Raw genomic sequence first — 13,987 nt, forward strand, 5'->3', positions numbered from 1 at the left:
GCGTTAAATTAAAAACAAACGGTTTAAAAAAGTATCTTTCCCCAACTTTAAAGCAGCTTCCATTGAAAACGGTGGTTTTATATCTTTTTATGATTTCCGGGCTTTATACGTCGGCCCAGATGGAATGTATCTTGGGTGTGGGAGGTCCCGACGGGGATACCATGGTCCAGGTTTTCCAATTGAATGAGGAACAACAGGAAAAGCTCAAAAGTTGGGCGGCCGAACTGAAAGTGCGGAACGATATTTTGAGGGAAAAGGCCGAATATTTGATGAAAAAGAACGAGAACAGTACCCCAGAGGTCTTGTTGGAAGTCTCCAAACAGTACAGGGACATCCAGGATAGCATGTTTCAGAACATACGGATGATGGACAAAAGGTTGTTGACCATTTTCAATGACAAGCAATACCAACGTTACTTGGGCTTCTGCAACGAGCTTGCCTTGCGTCCTATCCATGTAAACAGGTCGATTGACGAAAAATAGTCGAATAGCAGAAAACTTTTTTAAGAGTTTTTATTTTTGTCCAAACCAATTTTGAATGTACAAAATCCTCATCCGACCGGTACTTTTTTTATTTGATGCAGAAACGGCCCACCACTTCACATTTGGGGCCATTGGGGTTTTTTCAAAACTGGGCCTCAACCGGTTCTTCCGAAAATCATTTGTGCTGGACGACCCCAAGCTGGAGCGAGAGGTGTTTGGCGTAAAGTTCAAGAATCCAGTAGGTTTGGCGGCAGGTTTTGATAAGGATGCCAAACGGTACAACGAATTTTCGGATTTTGGTTTTGGATTTGTGGAAATCGGGACGGTGACCCCAAAGCCACAGGACGGGAACCCCAAAAAACGCTTGTTTCGTTTGTTGGCGGACAAGGCCATCATTAACAGGATGGGCTTTAACAACAAAGGAGTTTTTGAGGCTGTAGAGCAACTGAAGAAAAAACACCGCGTCATCATAGGTGGCAACATTGGTAAAAATAAGGTAACCCCCAACGAAGATGCCATCAAGGACTACCTGATCTGTTTCGAGGCACTTTTTGAGCATGTAGATTATTTTGTGGTGAATGTGAGTTCGCCCAATACTCCCGGGCTACGTGAGCTCCAGGACAAAGCACCACTGACGGACCTTTTGAAAAAGCTGAAACGCCAGAACAGCAAGCAGGCCAAAAAACTGGTGCAGAAGGAGAAACCTATTTTGCTGAAGATTGCACCGGACCTTACCGATGACCAGCTTTTGGACATCATAGACATCGTCAGGGTTACCCAAATCGATGGGGTGATCGCAACCAACACGACCATCGAAAGAAAGGGATTGAAGTCCCATCTGATCTTATCCGAAGAACAGGGCGGACTCAGCGGTAAACCTTTGCGAAACAGGAGCACCGAGGTCATTCGCTTTTTGTCCGAGAAGAGCAACAAGTCCTTCCCGATCATTGGGGTGGGCGGTATCCATTCTCCTGAAGATGCTTTGGAAAAATTGGATGCAGGGGCCGATCTGGTACAATTGTACACCGGTTTCATTTATGAAGGCCCGGGTCTTGTCAAGAAAATCAACAAGGCCATTTTGGAGCGGACGACCTAAATCCATCATGCACAGCTTACTTCTATTTAGTGGAGAGATCATAAACTATCCCATTCTTATTGGGTTTGTGCTATCGGCCTCCGCATTGGCCATTTCCCCTGGGCCTGACAATATTTTTGTGCTCACACAAAGTATATCGAACGGGGTAAAGGCTGGTCTGGCCACCGTTTTTGGCTTGGTGGGCGGCTGTTTGGTACATACCACATTGTTGGCCTTCGGGGTTTCGGAGATCATTAAACAGAGCGATGCCCTCTTCTTTGGCATAAAGCTGTTTGGGGCACTCTACCTCTTCTATCTGGCCTATAAAGTGTACAAAAGTGATGGGAACATCCTTTTGGAGGGAAAAGCAGCGGGCAGAAGCTCAAAAAACCTGTTTTGGACGGGTTTCACGATGAATGTGCTCAACCCGAAAGTCACGATTTTCTTTTTGGCTTTCTTTCCCGGATTCCTGTTCAGTACGGAATTGGACCCTGTGCTACAGTTCTATGTGTTGGGTCTTCTGTTCATGCTGTCCGCCTTGCTCATTTTTGGGACCATAGCCCTGTTGGCAGGGAGTATTTCCAATTATTTGAAGAGCCATAACAAGATTGGACTGTACCTCAAATGGGTGCAGATCATCGTTTTTGTGGGCATAGCCGTTTACCTGCTGCTATCTGATAAATAGTGCTATTTTTACGGGAGCCTATGTCAAAGATCAAACTTATAGAATGTCCGCGGGACGCCATGCAGGGTATAAAGACCTTCATCCCCACCAAGGAAAAGGTGAAGTATATCCAATCCTTGCTGGGTTGCGGTTTTGATACCATCGATTTTGGTAGTTTTGTGTCGCCCAAGGCCATTCCGCAGATGCAGGACACGGCCGAGGTATTGGCCCAGTTGGACCTGACGCGGACCAAAAGCAAGCTTTTGGCCATTGTGGCCAATGTTCGGGGAGCCGAGGATGCCTGTCAGCACGGTCCGATTGATTATTTGGGTTTTCCGTTCTCCATTTCCGAAAACTTTCAGATGCGGAACACGCACAAGACCATAGCACAGTCCGTGGAGACTTTGAAGGAAATCCTGGACCTTGCCCATACCCACAATAAAAAAGTGGTCACCTATATTTCCATGGGGTTCGGGAACCCCTATGGCGACCCTTGGGATGTGGAGATCGTAGGGGAGTGGACCGAACGGTTGGCCGCCATGGGGACCAGCATTCTTTCCCTCTCGGATACCATTGGAAGTTCTACTCCCGATGTGATCGATTACCTCTTTTCCAATCTCATTCCCAAATATCCGGATATCGAATTTGGGGCGCATCTGCATACCACGCCTACCCAATGGCATGAGAAGGTGGACGCGGCATACAAAGCCGGGTGCCGCCGTTTTGATGGTGCGGTACAGGGGTTTGGGGGCTGTCCCATGGCCAAGGACGAGCTGACGGGGAACATGCCCACCGAAAAAATGTTGTCCTACTTTACCTCAGAAAAGGCCGATACCGGAGTGAACTGGATGGTTTTTGAAGCAGCCTATAACAAGGCTACGGAGCTGTTCTCGGTGTATCATTGATCATACAACCTACTATTTGTATTTTTATTCAGTCTAAATCAATATATTTGGACAGCTAATACATACCACAATGACATACAATGGTCTGCTGGCCACTTTTCCCAAAGAAATCAGGTTGTTCATAGCCACTTTTGTGGTGATACTTTCCGTTGGGTTCTTTACGGGTTTACTGTTTATCAAAGAGACGGAATCCACCACTCCGGCCGGGATAGAGGAAAACTATTTGGGCAATGAGGATAATGAAGAGGCCACCGAGATGAAGTTCAAGAAAGGGGACAGGGAAATGCTCACCATTGTGCACACCCATATCCTTTCCATGTCACTTATCTTTTTCTTGTTGGGCGGGTTGGTCTGGATTTGCAAAGCACCCAAAAAGTGGAAACTTTTGTTGACCATAGAGCCTTTTCTTTCGGTCATTTTGACCTTCGGGGGAATCTACCTGATGTGGACAGGGATCAGTTGGTTCAAGTATGTGGTGATTTTTTCCGGGACATTGATGACCTTAAGCTTCACGGGAGCAGCCTGTTTGGTCCTTTGGCAATGTGCAAAACCACCAAAGGTGGAGTAGGGGTCAGTTTTCTATAAATTGATAATCAATATCCTGATAATCCAATAGCTCAATTTTGGTCTTTTCATAAGAAAGTAGGTTCATGATTTCATGGACTTCTTCCCGGTTCACCAAAATGATGAAATGCTTTTTCCCCACGGAAATGGGAATCTTGCGCTGATGGGCCCAATTTTTCAAATGGCTTTCCCAATAGGCAATGTCCAATTGGCCAATGTATTCCTTCAAGGCCTCAAGTTCCCACTCATACAACTCATAGCAGAGGTTGTTGAAAATCAATTGGAACAGCTTGCTGTGGTTGCAAAAGGTCAGTATTCCATTTTTGGAACGGCTCAAAGTGTTCAAGGATCTGCACATAAATTCTTCTCTTGGATCGTAAAGATAATAATTATTTATATTAAGTCTAAATAAGTATAATTTGATTGAATTTATGTTCCAAAAAAATGTCTGAGGCGGCAAGAGGGTGTATTCAATAAAAATAGTGGTATATTTGCACGCAATTAATCCGTAATTGCAATGGAAGCCCACCTAAACAAAATTGTTGGCGAAGGACTTACTTATGACGATGTCCTTCTTGTCCCCGCTTATTCCGAAGTACTTCCCAGAGAAGTCAATATCCAATCAAAATTCACCAGGAACATCACCATCAATGTGCCCATTGTTTCCGCGGCCATGGACACGGTGACCGAATCACGTATGGCCATTGCGATGGCCAGGGAAGGTGGTATCGGCGTTCTTCATAAAAATATGACCATTGAGCAACAAGCGCTAAAGGTGAGAAAAGTAAAAAGGGCGGAAAGCGGTATGATCATGGATCCCGTGACCCTTCCTTTGGATTCCAAGGTGCGTGATGCCAAGGCCAGCATGAAGGAATTCAGCATTGGGGGGATTCCCATTGTGGATGCCGATAAAAAACTGATCGGGATCGTGACCAATCGCGATCTCCGCTTTGAAAAAGATAACGATCGTCCTATTTCAGAAGTGATGACCTCTGAAAATTTGGTGACCGTTGGCGAAGGAACTTCCTTGGAACAGGCCGAGGTTATTTTACAGGAAAATAAGATTGAAAAACTTCCGGTGGTGAACGACAACAATGAGTTGATCGGATTGATTACCTTTCGGGATATCACCAAACTCACCCAAAAGCCGATCGCCAACAAGGACCAATATGGACGTTTGCGAGTGGCTGCCGCCATTGGCGTAACCGCAGATGCCGTGAAGAGGGCAGGCGCATTGGTGCAGGCCGGTGTGGATGCCATCATCATCGATACTGCACACGGGCACACCAAAGGTGTGGTCGGTATTTTGAAAGAAGTCAAGAAATCCTACCCCGAACTAGAGGTGGTCGTGGGCAACATAGCCACGGCAGAAGCCGCCAAATATTTGGTGGAAGCTGGTGCGGATGCAGTAAAAGTGGGTATTGGACCCGGTTCCATCTGTACCACCCGAGTGGTGGCCGGGGTTGGTTTTCCCCAATTTTCCGCTGTATTGGAAGTGGCCGCAGCCATAAAAGGCAGTGGCGTCCCTGTGATTGCCGATGGGGGAATCCGCTACACGGGTGACATTCCCAAGGCGATTGCAGCCGGTGCGGACACTGTGATGCTAGGCTCGTTGTTGGCCGGTACCAAGGAATCCCCAGGGGAGACCATCATCTACGAAGGGCGTAAGTTCAAATCCTACAGGGGAATGGGTTCTGTGGAGGCCATGAAAGAGGGCAGCAAGGACCGTTATTTCCAAGATGTGGAGGACGATATCAAGAAACTTGTGCCAGAAGGCATTGTGGGCCGTGTGCCCTATAAAGGTGACCTGTATGAAAGTATGCACCAATTTATAGGTGGCTTACGTGCCGGTATGGGCTATTGTGGTGCCAAGGATATTGCCACGTTAAAGGAAACGGGCCGCTTTGTGAAGATAACCTCCAGCGGTATCCACGAAAGCCATCCTCACGATGTGACCATCACGAAGGAAAGTCCGAACTACAGTCGATAAATAATAGGGTAAAGTGAAATGCTGGGAAAGGGGATATCCTTATTTCCCGGCATAGGTTTGCCAATCCTTGTCCTTGTAGATGTTGTCGCCAAAATAGCGGGCAATCTGCATGAAAGGCTCCACTTTTTGGTACCCGGGAACAGGGGAGAGCATATTTCGTTGTTCATCCAAGAACACCACGGTAGGATAGCTCAGTTTGCCCTGTAGCAGCGCTGCGGCCAACTCATGGTAGCCTTTTCGGCCCGAAGGAACAAACTTGAAGGTTTTTCCTTGGTACTCGATAGGGTCCTTACCCTCTGCATCCAATTTTACCATGTAGAAGTTGTCCTGCATGTATTTGGAGACTTCAGGATGCTGAAAAGTGTCCTTGTCCATTTTTTTGCACCATCCGCACCAATCGGTATATACATCGATGAATATCTTTTTGGGTTTGGCATCCGTCTGGGACAGCTGCACCGCCTCATCCCAAGAAATCCATTTGATGTCTTGAGCCTGTGCCTGAAAACCCATCAATAGGAAAAAAAACAAGCCGATTTGGGTAAAAGTAGCGCGCATAATATCTGTTTTCGGGACATAGGTCGCCCCATCCGTACAAAAATAACGAAAATTGTGCCAGAAAAGTATTTAGCCCCAGAACTCCAGTATAAAGATCAAAATGGAAACCACAAGAGCCAATGGAGAATAATATTTACCATCCATTTTGGCAAATCTGGTGCTTTTCAATTTTTTGAAAAAACCAAGGTATTTAAAATCGCCGATGGTACGAAGTAGAAAAATGGAACCGATGGCCAATGAAATATATGTTGATCCATTTAGAGCTAAATAAGCCACCATTTTGTTGAGATAAATAACTGCAAAAAGGAATAGGGTCACCCCAACAAAAACAGTCCCGGCCTTTCCAGGTTTCATCAATAGGTTTCCTGATACATCGGTGGGCAGAACAGCTGTTGGGTTTTTTATTCCAAAAAATACCCAATAAAAATGGAGTCCTCCCAAAAACATGAATACCAGAAAAAGCAACAATGAAATAATCCCCACTTTACTTTACAGCTTCTTTCTTTGGGGCTTCAAACAGACTTTTGACATCCACTTGGTTTCGCACGATGTCATCAAACGTTTCCCGCTCCCTGATCAAATGCGCTTTTCCTTTGTACCAGAGTACTTCGGCGGGCCTGTATCTGGAATTGTAGTTGCTTGCCATGGTGAAGCAATAGGCGCCTGCATTTCTGAAACAGAGGATATCCCCTTCGGAAATCTCATTGATCCTGCGGTTGCTTCCGAAAGTATCGGTCTCACAGATGTAGCCCACCACGGAATAGTAACGTTCCCTACCCTTTGGGTTGGAAATATTGACAATCTCGTGGCTAGATCCATAGAGCATGGGACGGATCAAGTGATTGAACCCTGAATCCACACTGGCAAAAACGGTGGACGTGGTCTGTTTGACCACATTGACCTTGGCCAAGAAATAACCTGCCTCGCTGACCAAGAATTTACCGGGCTCAAAAGCCAAAGTAAGCTCACGACCATATTCGGTGCAGAATTCGTTGAACCTGGCAGAAAGTTTTTTGCCGAGTTCCTCAATATTGGTCTGGATGTCACCTTCTTTGTATGGTACCTTGAAGCCACTTCCAAAGTCGATGAATTCCAAGTCTTTGAAGTTTTTGGCCGTTTCGAAGAGTATTTCGGAGGCGTATAGGAACACATCGATGTCCAGGATATCGCTACCTGTGTGCATGTGGATTCCGTTGATGTTCATCTTGGTGAGTTCCACGATGCGCAGCAAGTGGGGTATCTGGTGTATACTGATCCCGAACTTGGAATCGATATGGCCAACAGAAATCTTTGAGTTGCCACCCGCCATCACGTGTGGGTTGATACGGATACAAACGGGAATATCGGGGTGTTTGCCGCCAAATTGCTCCAAAATGGAAAGGTTGTCGATATTCACTTGAACGCCAAGTGTGGCAGCTGCTTCGATTTCTTCCAAAGAGACACCATTGGGCGTAAAGATGATGGATTCTGGCTTGAAACCTGCCATAAGGCCCAGTTTCACCTCTTGGATGGACACGGTGTCCAATCCACTGCCCAAATGGTTCATCAACCTTAGGATACTGATGTTGGAAAGAGCCTTTGCGGCATAGTTCAGCCTAAGGCTGGAAACACCTTCAAAAGCCTTGGTGAGCCTTTGGTATTGCGAAGCTATCTTGTCCGCATCATAAACATATAGGGGAGCACCAAATTGCTCTGTGAGTTTCAATAGATCCTTAGGGTTCATGCCGTATCAATATTTAACCGACAAATCTAAAGTTTGTCTTTCGGTTTTACAAGAATAAAAGTATAATCCGATGATTTTATAACAAAATGTTTTATATATCACATTTGAAATTTAGCCGGCTGTGGAAATCCCGCAAGCTGATGTAGGGGGATTCCAATGGATTTGCTGCTTTGGTCTGCACATCGTATTTTTAGGCAAACTCCCTATATGAAGCTACCTTTCTTTCCATTGCAGTCCGTTTTTTTTCCAGGTGAGACCGTGCCGCTCCATATTTTTGAGGAACGGTACAAGGAGCTGATCCATGATTGCAGGAAGGAGGCCTTGACTTTTGGGATTCCTGTTTTTATCAACAATGCCATTACCTATGGTACGGAAGTGCAGTTGGTCGAGGTGGTCAATACCTACGGATCGGGAGAAATGGACGTGGTCTGCGTGGCCCGCCAGGTGTTCAAGGTGCTCTCCTTCGAGAATCAGTTGCAGGGCAAATTGTACGCCGGTGGGGAAGTGGAGTTTTTGGACATGGAGAACGATGCGGATGATGGGCTCAGGGAAGAGGTGATGCAGAAAGTGGAGGCCTTGTACGACCTGATGGATGTGCCATTTACCAAAACACCGCCCAAGCAGTTCAACAGTTATGCCCTTGCCCATAAAATGGGGCTTTCCTTTGAACAGGAATTTGAATTGCTGCAAATGACCAGCGAAAAGAATAGGTTGCTCTACATCAAGGCCCATTTGGAGACCACGGCCCATGTTTTGAGCGAGGTGAACCGCACCAAGGCCACCATCGAAATGAACGGACATTTCAAGAATTTTGATCCGTTGGACTTCCCAGATTTCAAGATTTAGATTCCCTGCTGAACAAAACGTCCTTTTTAAGGACGGATATGGGCAATTATTCTTTTTTGCCCTTCTATTTGTCGATGCTGTTTTCTATTTTTGTAGGCAAACAAAAGTTAAATCGCAGATGAACCTTCACGAATATCAAGGAAAAGAGATTTTGGCCAGCTTTGGCGTTAGAATTCAAAGGGGCATAGTGGCCCGAAATGCCAAGGAAGCGGTGGATGCCGCAAAACAACTTACCCAAGAAACCGGTACCGGATGGCACGTTATAAAAGCACAGGTGCATGCTGGTGGCCGTGGCAAGGGTGGCGGTGTAAAATTGGCCAAAAACCTGAAGGAAGTGGAAGAATTGGCAGGAAGCATCATTGGGATGAACCTGATCACACCACAGACATCTGCCGAAGGAAAAAAAGTACACCAGGTATTGATTGCCGAGGACGTATACTATCCAGGTGACAGCGAGACCAACGAGTTCTACATGTCCGTTTTGTTGAACAGGGGCACGGGAAGGAACATGGTGATGTACTCCACTGAAGGGGGTATGGACATCGAAGAGGTGGCCGAAAAGACCCCTCACTTGATCTTTACCGAAGAAATTGACCCGGGATTGGGATTGTTGCCCTTTCAAGCAAGGCGAATTGCCTTCAACTTGGGATTGTCCGGAACGGCTTTCAAGGAGATGGTGAAATTTGTCACTGCGCTATATAAAGCATACGAGCAGAGTGATGCCAGTCTTTTTGAGATCAACCCTGTGTTGAAGACCTCGGATGACAAGATCATGGCGGTGGATGCCAAGGTTTCCATTGACGACAATGCCCTTTACAGAAGAAAAGTATATGCAGAGATGCGCGACCTTCGCGAAGAAAACCCCATTGAGGTGGAAGCCCGTGAAGTAGGCCTCAACTATGTGGATTTGGACGGTAACGTGGGCTGTATGGTGAACGGGGCCGGATTGGCCATGGCCACAATGGACTTGATCAAAATGGCAGGTGGTGAACCAGCCAACTTTTTGGACGTTGGAGGTACTGCGGATGCCAAAAGGGTGGAAGAAGCGTTCCGTATCATTTTGAAAGATCCCAATGTAAAGGCCATATTGATCAACATCTTTGGTGGAATCGTACGTTGTGACCGAGTGGCGCAAGGTGTGGTGGATGCTTACAAGAACATGGGAGATGCCATTCAGGTGCCGATTATTGTGCGTTTGCAAGGTACCAACGCTGAGTTGGCGAAGGAAATCATTGATAACTCAGGATTGGCGGTACATTCCGCGGTGCAGTTCCAAGAAGCTGCCGATAAGGTAAAAGAAGTATTGGGATAATTTTCCGATTACAATAACTGTACAAAATCAGGGTAACGTTGTTTTAACGTTGCCCTTTTTTATTTTTCTCGATCGTATCCCCAAAATGCCATTTTCTTTCTAAGGGTTGAAGTGTTTCCTTTGGCCTTTTTCTTGTCTTTTTTGGAATGGGATGAAAAGATTTCAGGACAGCTTCTGAGAACTGCAATAAGCCCAATATTAGCGCAATGTTACAGAAATTAAACCTCGGTTAAATGCAGTTTCCTTGTTCGTTTTTTTGGATGTCTTCGTAGTAATTTTGGCCTGTCTTTACAAAAGAAACGTTCATTCTGAAATCAAAAAATCATTCATCATTTAATCAAAAAACAAGACCATGAAAAAAATCAAAGTAGTTTATGTTGTGCTCGCATTGTTGGCCACAATGGGCGCTTTTGCGAACAAGGGAAACAACATCAAGGTGGAAAAGGACCTTTCTTCCCAAATTTATGAGATGTTGAAGCAATATCCTTTTGAGTTGAAATCCGACGATTTGACCGCTGAGGTCCGCTTCACCATCAATAATAAAGGAGAGTTGGTCGTACTTTCTGTGGAAACGCAAAACGACTTTTTGGATAACTATGTAAAAAGCAGATTGAACTACCAGAAAGTGGATTTTAAACAGGGTGGTCCAGGAAAGATTTACAAAATCCCTGTGCGGATTACAGCCTAGTTTGCTGAGTTTAGTTTGAGTTGGTCAGTAAGGCCCTGAAATTTTCAGGGCTTTTTTATGCACTAAAATGAACAATATTGGAGTTATCTATATAAGTGCACGGCCAAACCTGAACCATATGGGTACTTACGAAGAAAAATTGGGCATTCTTTCGGAACTGATCTCCTTTGCGAGAGTGGACCATTCATTGAAACGGTCCGAATATGAGTTTTTGTTGAAAGTGGCCTCAAATTTAGGGGTGGACAAGGAAACCTTTGATGGACTCCTGAAGAAAAAATCACCCAAGATCACGCTCAAAACCCAAGCGGAGCGCATTGTGCAGTTCCATAGGTTGTTGCTTCTAATGAACATAGACCAAGAGCAGCATAAGAAGGAAGTGGATACGTTGTACAATATTGGCCTCAAAATGGGTTTGCCGCCCGCGGCCATGGCCCAGGTACTGGAGATCATGCACCGCTATCCCAATAAGGTGGTCCCGCCGGATGTGCTGATCAATATCTTCAAGGCGCATTACAATTAAAGACACTTTGTCATCTTATTTTTCCCAATAAATGCCATAACGTCATGTTTTTGGCGATGGTACAGCTTTTGTCTATAGCTACATGGTTTAGAAGTTTAATATAAAATTTGAATCACCATGAGTATAGTAAAAAGAAACAACCTGTTTTTCCCTGCTTTGATGAACGATTATTTTGCCCCAGACTGGTTTGGTGGCACAGAAAAGTGGAATGCTCCCACTCCAAAGGTCAATATAAAGGACAATGAAGGGGAGTTTGAATTGGAACTTGCCGTTCCCGGCATGAAAAAAGATGATTTCACCGTGGAGGTGGACAATGATGTGTTGACCATTTCAAGCGAGATCAAAACGGAAAATGAGGAGAAAAAGGACAATTACACACGAAGGGAATTTTCCTTCACCTCTTTCAAAAGGGCCTTTACCTTGCCAGAGACCGTGGATGGTTCCAAGATAGATGCCAAGTACGAGGACGGAATATTGAAGCTGACCTTGCCCAAGAGACAAGAGGCTTTACCCAAGCCCAAGCGATTGATTTCGATTGGATAAGATATTGAATGCACCAACTCGGTGTTTCATGATGCCTGCCTGCCGGTCAGGCAGGGTTGGATTAGTTGGTTAGTTTGTTGGCGCGCCCCTTGCATAGCTTGGGGCGCGCTTATTTTATTCCTTCTCCTGCAACACCTTTATTTCGTCCCTTAATTTGGCCGCTTCCATAAAATTGAGTTCTTTGGCCGCTTTCTCCATGGCCTTTCGCTTTTCCCGGATCAACTTTTCCTTTTGGTCCTCGGTCAGGTAGTCCAGATCAGGTTCTGCGGCACGCAGTTCTTCTTTTTGAAAATGATAGGTGGAAACGGAATTTTTGACCAAGGCATTGTCCAGATTTTTGTTGAGCGCCTTGGGGGTGATGTTGTGCTCCTTGTTATAGGACATCTGCTTTTCCCTACGGTAATTGGTCTCGTCGATGGTCTTCTGCATGCTCTCTGTAATCTTATCGGCATACATAATGGCCTTCCCGTTAAGGTTACGGGCTGCACGACCAACTGTCTGTGTCAGTGAACGGTTGCTTCGCAAAAAACCTTCTTTATCCGCATCCAATATGGCCACTAAGGAAACTTCGGGCAGGTCCAATCCCTCCCGGAGCAGGTTGACACCGATAAGTACATCGAACAGTCCTTTCCGAAGGTCCTGCATGATTTCCACGCGTTCCAAGGTATCCACATCACTATGGATGTATCGACAGCGCACATCGATTCTGGATAGGTATTTGGTGAGTTCCTCAGCCATACGTTTGGTCAGTGTGGTCACCAAGGTTCGTTCATCCAATTCTACCCGTTGCTGTATCTCTTCCACCAGATCATCGATTTGGTTGGCACTGGGCCTTACCTCGATGACGGGGTCCAAGAGCCCCGTTGGTCGTATCACTTGCTCTACATAGACCCCTCCACTTAGTTCCAACTCATAATCGGCCGGGGTGGCACTCACATAGAGGGCTTGGTTCTGTAGGGCTTCAAACTCCTCGAACTTCAACGGGCGGTTGTCCATGGCTGCGGGCAATCGAAATCCATATTCCACCAAGTTTTCCTTACGCGATCGGTCGCCGCCGTACATGGCATGTACCTGGGGAATGGTCACGTGGCTTTCATCGATCACCATCAGATAATCATCTGGAAAATAATCCAACAAACAGAAAGGTCGTGTACCTGGTTTTCTGCCGTCCAGATAGCGGGAGTAATTTTCAATACCCGAGCAATAGCCCAGTTCGCGGATCATCTCTAGGTCAAAATTGGTGCGTTCTTCCAAACGTTTGGCTTCCAGTGGTCTGCCTATTTCTTTGAAATAGTCCACCTGTTTCACCAGATCGTCCTGAATTTCCCGAATGGCATTTTGCAGCACATCGGGAGAGGTAACGAACATATTGGCCGGATAAATGTTCAGGGAGTCATAGATTTCGATGACCTTGTTGTTGAAAGGATCCAAGGCCTCAATCTCTTCGATCTCATCCCCGAAAAAATGGATGCGAAAGGCATGGTCGGCATAGCCGGGGAATACATCCACCACATCGCCCTTCACCCGGAAATTGCCGTTCCTGAAATCAGCCGTGGTTCGGGAATACAGGCTTTGCACCAATTGTTTCAAAAATTTGGTGCGGGAAATCACTTGTTCCCTGTGGATGGAGATCACGTTTTTCTGGAACTCAATGGGATTCCCGATACCATACAGACAGGATACCGATGCGACCACCAACACGTCCCTTCTTCCTGAAAGTAGGGAAGAAGTGGCACTCAACCGCAGTTTTTCGATGTCCTCATTGATGGAAAGGTCCTTTTCGATATAGAGTCCGCTGGAAGGTATATAGGCCTCTGGCTGATAGTAGTCGTAGTAGGAAACAAAGTATTCCACGGCATTGTTCGGAAAAAACTGCTTGAACTCCGAATACAACTGGGCCGCCAATGTCTTGTTATGGGCCAATACCAAAGTGGGTCGCTGCACGGCCTCCACCACATTGGCCACAGTGAATGTTTTGCCCGAACCTGTTACCCCGAGCAGGGTCTGATGCCGTTCATTTCCCTCAATGCCCTCCACCAATTGCTTGATGGCATTTGGCTGGTCACCTGTGGGTTTGAATCCCGAAACTACCTGAAATTTCATTCGATAAAAATAGTGAA

At 46.0% G+C, this 13,987-nt stretch carries 16 protein-coding genes; 11 read left to right on the forward strand and 5 right to left on the reverse strand.

The window, feature by feature from the left end; translation table 11 throughout:
- The first annotated feature begins 119 nt into the window (after nt 1-119).
- The 5 genes from DB398_RS05690 to DB398_RS05710 all read left to right on the forward strand — a co-directional run bounded on the left by DB398_RS05690 (nt 120) and on the right by DB398_RS05710 (nt 3,694).
- Nucleotides 120-482, forward strand: a complete 363-nt coding sequence (locus tag DB398_RS05690) for a hypothetical protein (RefSeq protein WP_159076329.1) — start codon at nt 120-122, stop codon at nt 480-482.
- Nucleotides 483-537: 55 nt separating this feature from the next.
- The gene (locus tag DB398_RS05695) at nt 538-1,578 is read left to right on the forward strand and encodes a quinone-dependent dihydroorotate dehydrogenase (protein ID WP_108423436.1); all 1,041 of its coding nucleotides are present in this window, start codon (nt 538-540) and stop codon (nt 1,576-1,578) included.
- A 7-nt stretch (nt 1,579-1,585) separates the two neighbouring features.
- Entirely contained in the window at nt 1,586-2,242 is a 657-nt protein-coding gene (locus tag DB398_RS05700) for a LysE family translocator (protein ID WP_108423437.1), read from the forward strand.
- Nucleotides 2,243-2,262: 20 nt separating this feature from the next.
- On the forward strand, nt 2,263-3,126 hold the full coding sequence (locus DB398_RS05705) for a hydroxymethylglutaryl-CoA lyase (protein WP_108423438.1): 864 nt from the start codon (nt 2,263-2,265) through the stop codon (nt 3,124-3,126).
- A gap of 70 nt (nt 3,127-3,196) precedes the next feature.
- Complete coding sequence (locus tag DB398_RS05710) at nt 3,197-3,694, forward strand: hypothetical protein (RefSeq protein ID WP_108423439.1); 498 nt, start codon at nt 3,197-3,199, stop codon at nt 3,692-3,694.
- Between the two features lie 3 nt (nt 3,695-3,697).
- On the opposite strand, the gene DB398_RS05715 is transcribed toward DB398_RS05710, so the two are convergent.
- Nucleotides 3,698-4,048, reverse strand: coding sequence for a DUF6686 family protein (locus DB398_RS05715; protein WP_108423440.1), 351 nt, complete (start codon nt 4,046-4,048; stop codon nt 3,698-3,700).
- Between the two features lie 159 nt (nt 4,049-4,207).
- Between DB398_RS05715 and guaB the strand changes: the two genes are divergently transcribed.
- The gene (gene guaB / locus DB398_RS05720) at nt 4,208-5,680 is read left to right on the forward strand and encodes an IMP dehydrogenase (RefSeq protein WP_108423441.1); all 1,473 of its coding nucleotides are present in this window, start codon (nt 4,208-4,210) and stop codon (nt 5,678-5,680) included.
- A gap of 39 nt (nt 5,681-5,719) precedes the next feature.
- On the opposite strand, the gene DB398_RS05725 is transcribed toward guaB, so the two are convergent.
- From DB398_RS05725 to lysA, 3 genes are all read right to left on the reverse strand, one after another.
- Complete coding sequence (locus DB398_RS05725; RefSeq protein WP_108423442.1) at nt 5,720-6,235, reverse strand: thioredoxin family protein; 516 nt, start codon at nt 6,233-6,235, stop codon at nt 5,720-5,722.
- A 69-nt stretch (nt 6,236-6,304) separates the two neighbouring features.
- On the reverse strand, nt 6,305-6,682 hold the full coding sequence (locus DB398_RS05730; RefSeq protein WP_108423443.1) for a DUF3995 domain-containing protein: 378 nt from the start codon (nt 6,680-6,682) through the stop codon (nt 6,305-6,307).
- A 37-nt stretch (nt 6,683-6,719) separates the two neighbouring features.
- Nucleotides 6,720-7,958 (reverse strand): diaminopimelate decarboxylase, encoded by a 1,239-nt coding sequence (lysA, locus tag DB398_RS05735; RefSeq protein WP_108423444.1) that lies wholly within the window; start codon nt 7,956-7,958, stop codon nt 6,720-6,722.
- Between the two features lie 207 nt (nt 7,959-8,165).
- Between lysA and DB398_RS05740 the strand changes: the two genes are divergently transcribed.
- From DB398_RS05740 to DB398_RS05760, 5 genes are all read left to right on the forward strand, one after another.
- Complete coding sequence (locus DB398_RS05740; RefSeq protein WP_108423445.1) at nt 8,166-8,804, forward strand: LON peptidase substrate-binding domain-containing protein; 639 nt, start codon at nt 8,166-8,168, stop codon at nt 8,802-8,804.
- Between the two features lie 118 nt (nt 8,805-8,922).
- Nucleotides 8,923-10,116 (forward strand): ADP-forming succinate--CoA ligase subunit beta, encoded by a 1,194-nt coding sequence (sucC, locus tag DB398_RS05745; RefSeq protein WP_108423446.1) that lies wholly within the window; start codon nt 8,923-8,925, stop codon nt 10,114-10,116.
- Nucleotides 10,117-10,468: 352 nt separating this feature from the next.
- The gene (locus DB398_RS05750; protein WP_108423447.1) at nt 10,469-10,804 is read left to right on the forward strand and encodes a hypothetical protein; all 336 of its coding nucleotides are present in this window, start codon (nt 10,469-10,471) and stop codon (nt 10,802-10,804) included.
- 118 nt (nt 10,805-10,922) lie between these two features.
- Nucleotides 10,923-11,324 (forward strand): hypothetical protein, encoded by a 402-nt coding sequence (locus tag DB398_RS05755; RefSeq protein WP_108423587.1) that lies wholly within the window; start codon nt 10,923-10,925, stop codon nt 11,322-11,324.
- A 117-nt stretch (nt 11,325-11,441) separates the two neighbouring features.
- On the forward strand, nt 11,442-11,867 hold the full coding sequence (locus tag DB398_RS05760; protein WP_108423448.1) for an Hsp20/alpha crystallin family protein: 426 nt from the start codon (nt 11,442-11,444) through the stop codon (nt 11,865-11,867).
- Between the two features lie 114 nt (nt 11,868-11,981).
- Here DB398_RS05760 and uvrB read toward each other — a convergent pair whose 3' ends face one another.
- Nucleotides 11,982-13,970 carry an excinuclease ABC subunit UvrB gene (gene uvrB, locus DB398_RS05765; RefSeq protein ID WP_108423449.1) on the reverse strand — a complete coding sequence of 663 codons (1,989 nt, stop codon included), beginning with the start codon at nt 13,968-13,970 and terminating at the stop codon, nt 11,982-11,984.
- Between the last annotated feature and the right edge of the window lie 17 nt (nt 13,971-13,987).

The sequence above is a fragment of the Flagellimonas amoyensis genome, from assembly GCF_003058265.1.
GTDB lineage: Bacteria > Bacteroidota > Bacteroidia > Flavobacteriales > Flavobacteriaceae > Flagellimonas > Flagellimonas amoyensis.

What these genes read in the sequence shown, in the direction of transcription:
- DB398_RS05750 (WP_108423447.1), top strand. Translation starts at nt 10,469, where the DNA reads ATGAAAAAAATCAAAGTAGTTTATGTTGTGCTCGCATTGTTGGCCACA.
- DB398_RS05690 (WP_159076329.1), top strand. Translation starts at nt 120, where the DNA reads ATGGAATGTATCTTGGGTGTGGGAGGTCCCGACGGGGATACCATGGTC.
- DB398_RS05755 (WP_108423587.1), top strand. Translation starts at nt 10,923, where the DNA reads ATGGGTACTTACGAAGAAAAATTGGGCATTCTTTCGGAACTGATCTCC.
- DB398_RS05700 (WP_108423437.1), top strand. Translation starts at nt 1,586, where the DNA reads ATGCACAGCTTACTTCTATTTAGTGGAGAGATCATAAACTATCCCATT.
- DB398_RS05760 (WP_108423448.1), top strand. Translation starts at nt 11,442, where the DNA reads ATGAGTATAGTAAAAAGAAACAACCTGTTTTTCCCTGCTTTGATGAAC.
- DB398_RS05710 (WP_108423439.1), top strand. Translation starts at nt 3,197, where the DNA reads ATGACATACAATGGTCTGCTGGCCACTTTTCCCAAAGAAATCAGGTTG.
- DB398_RS05725 (WP_108423442.1), bottom strand. Translation starts at nt 6,235, where the DNA reads ATGCGCGCTACTTTTACCCAAATCGGCTTGTTTTTTTTCCTATTGATG.
- lysA (WP_108423444.1), bottom strand. Translation starts at nt 7,958, where the DNA reads ATGAACCCTAAGGATCTATTGAAACTCACAGAGCAATTTGGTGCTCCC.
- DB398_RS05705 (WP_108423438.1), top strand. Translation starts at nt 2,263, where the DNA reads ATGTCAAAGATCAAACTTATAGAATGTCCGCGGGACGCCATGCAGGGT.
- DB398_RS05715 (WP_108423440.1), bottom strand. Translation starts at nt 4,048, where the DNA reads ATGTGCAGATCCTTGAACACTTTGAGCCGTTCCAAAAATGGAATACTG.
- DB398_RS05730 (WP_108423443.1), bottom strand. Translation starts at nt 6,682, where the DNA reads ATGTTTTTGGGAGGACTCCATTTTTATTGGGTATTTTTTGGAATAAAA.
- sucC (WP_108423446.1), top strand. Translation starts at nt 8,923, where the DNA reads ATGAACCTTCACGAATATCAAGGAAAAGAGATTTTGGCCAGCTTTGGC.
- DB398_RS05740 (WP_108423445.1), top strand. Translation starts at nt 8,166, where the DNA reads ATGAAGCTACCTTTCTTTCCATTGCAGTCCGTTTTTTTTCCAGGTGAG.
- DB398_RS05695 (WP_108423436.1), top strand. Translation starts at nt 538, where the DNA reads ATGTACAAAATCCTCATCCGACCGGTACTTTTTTTATTTGATGCAGAA.
- guaB (WP_108423441.1), top strand. Translation starts at nt 4,208, where the DNA reads ATGGAAGCCCACCTAAACAAAATTGTTGGCGAAGGACTTACTTATGAC.
- uvrB (WP_108423449.1), bottom strand. Translation starts at nt 13,970, where the DNA reads ATGAAATTTCAGGTAGTTTCGGGATTCAAACCCACAGGTGACCAGCCA.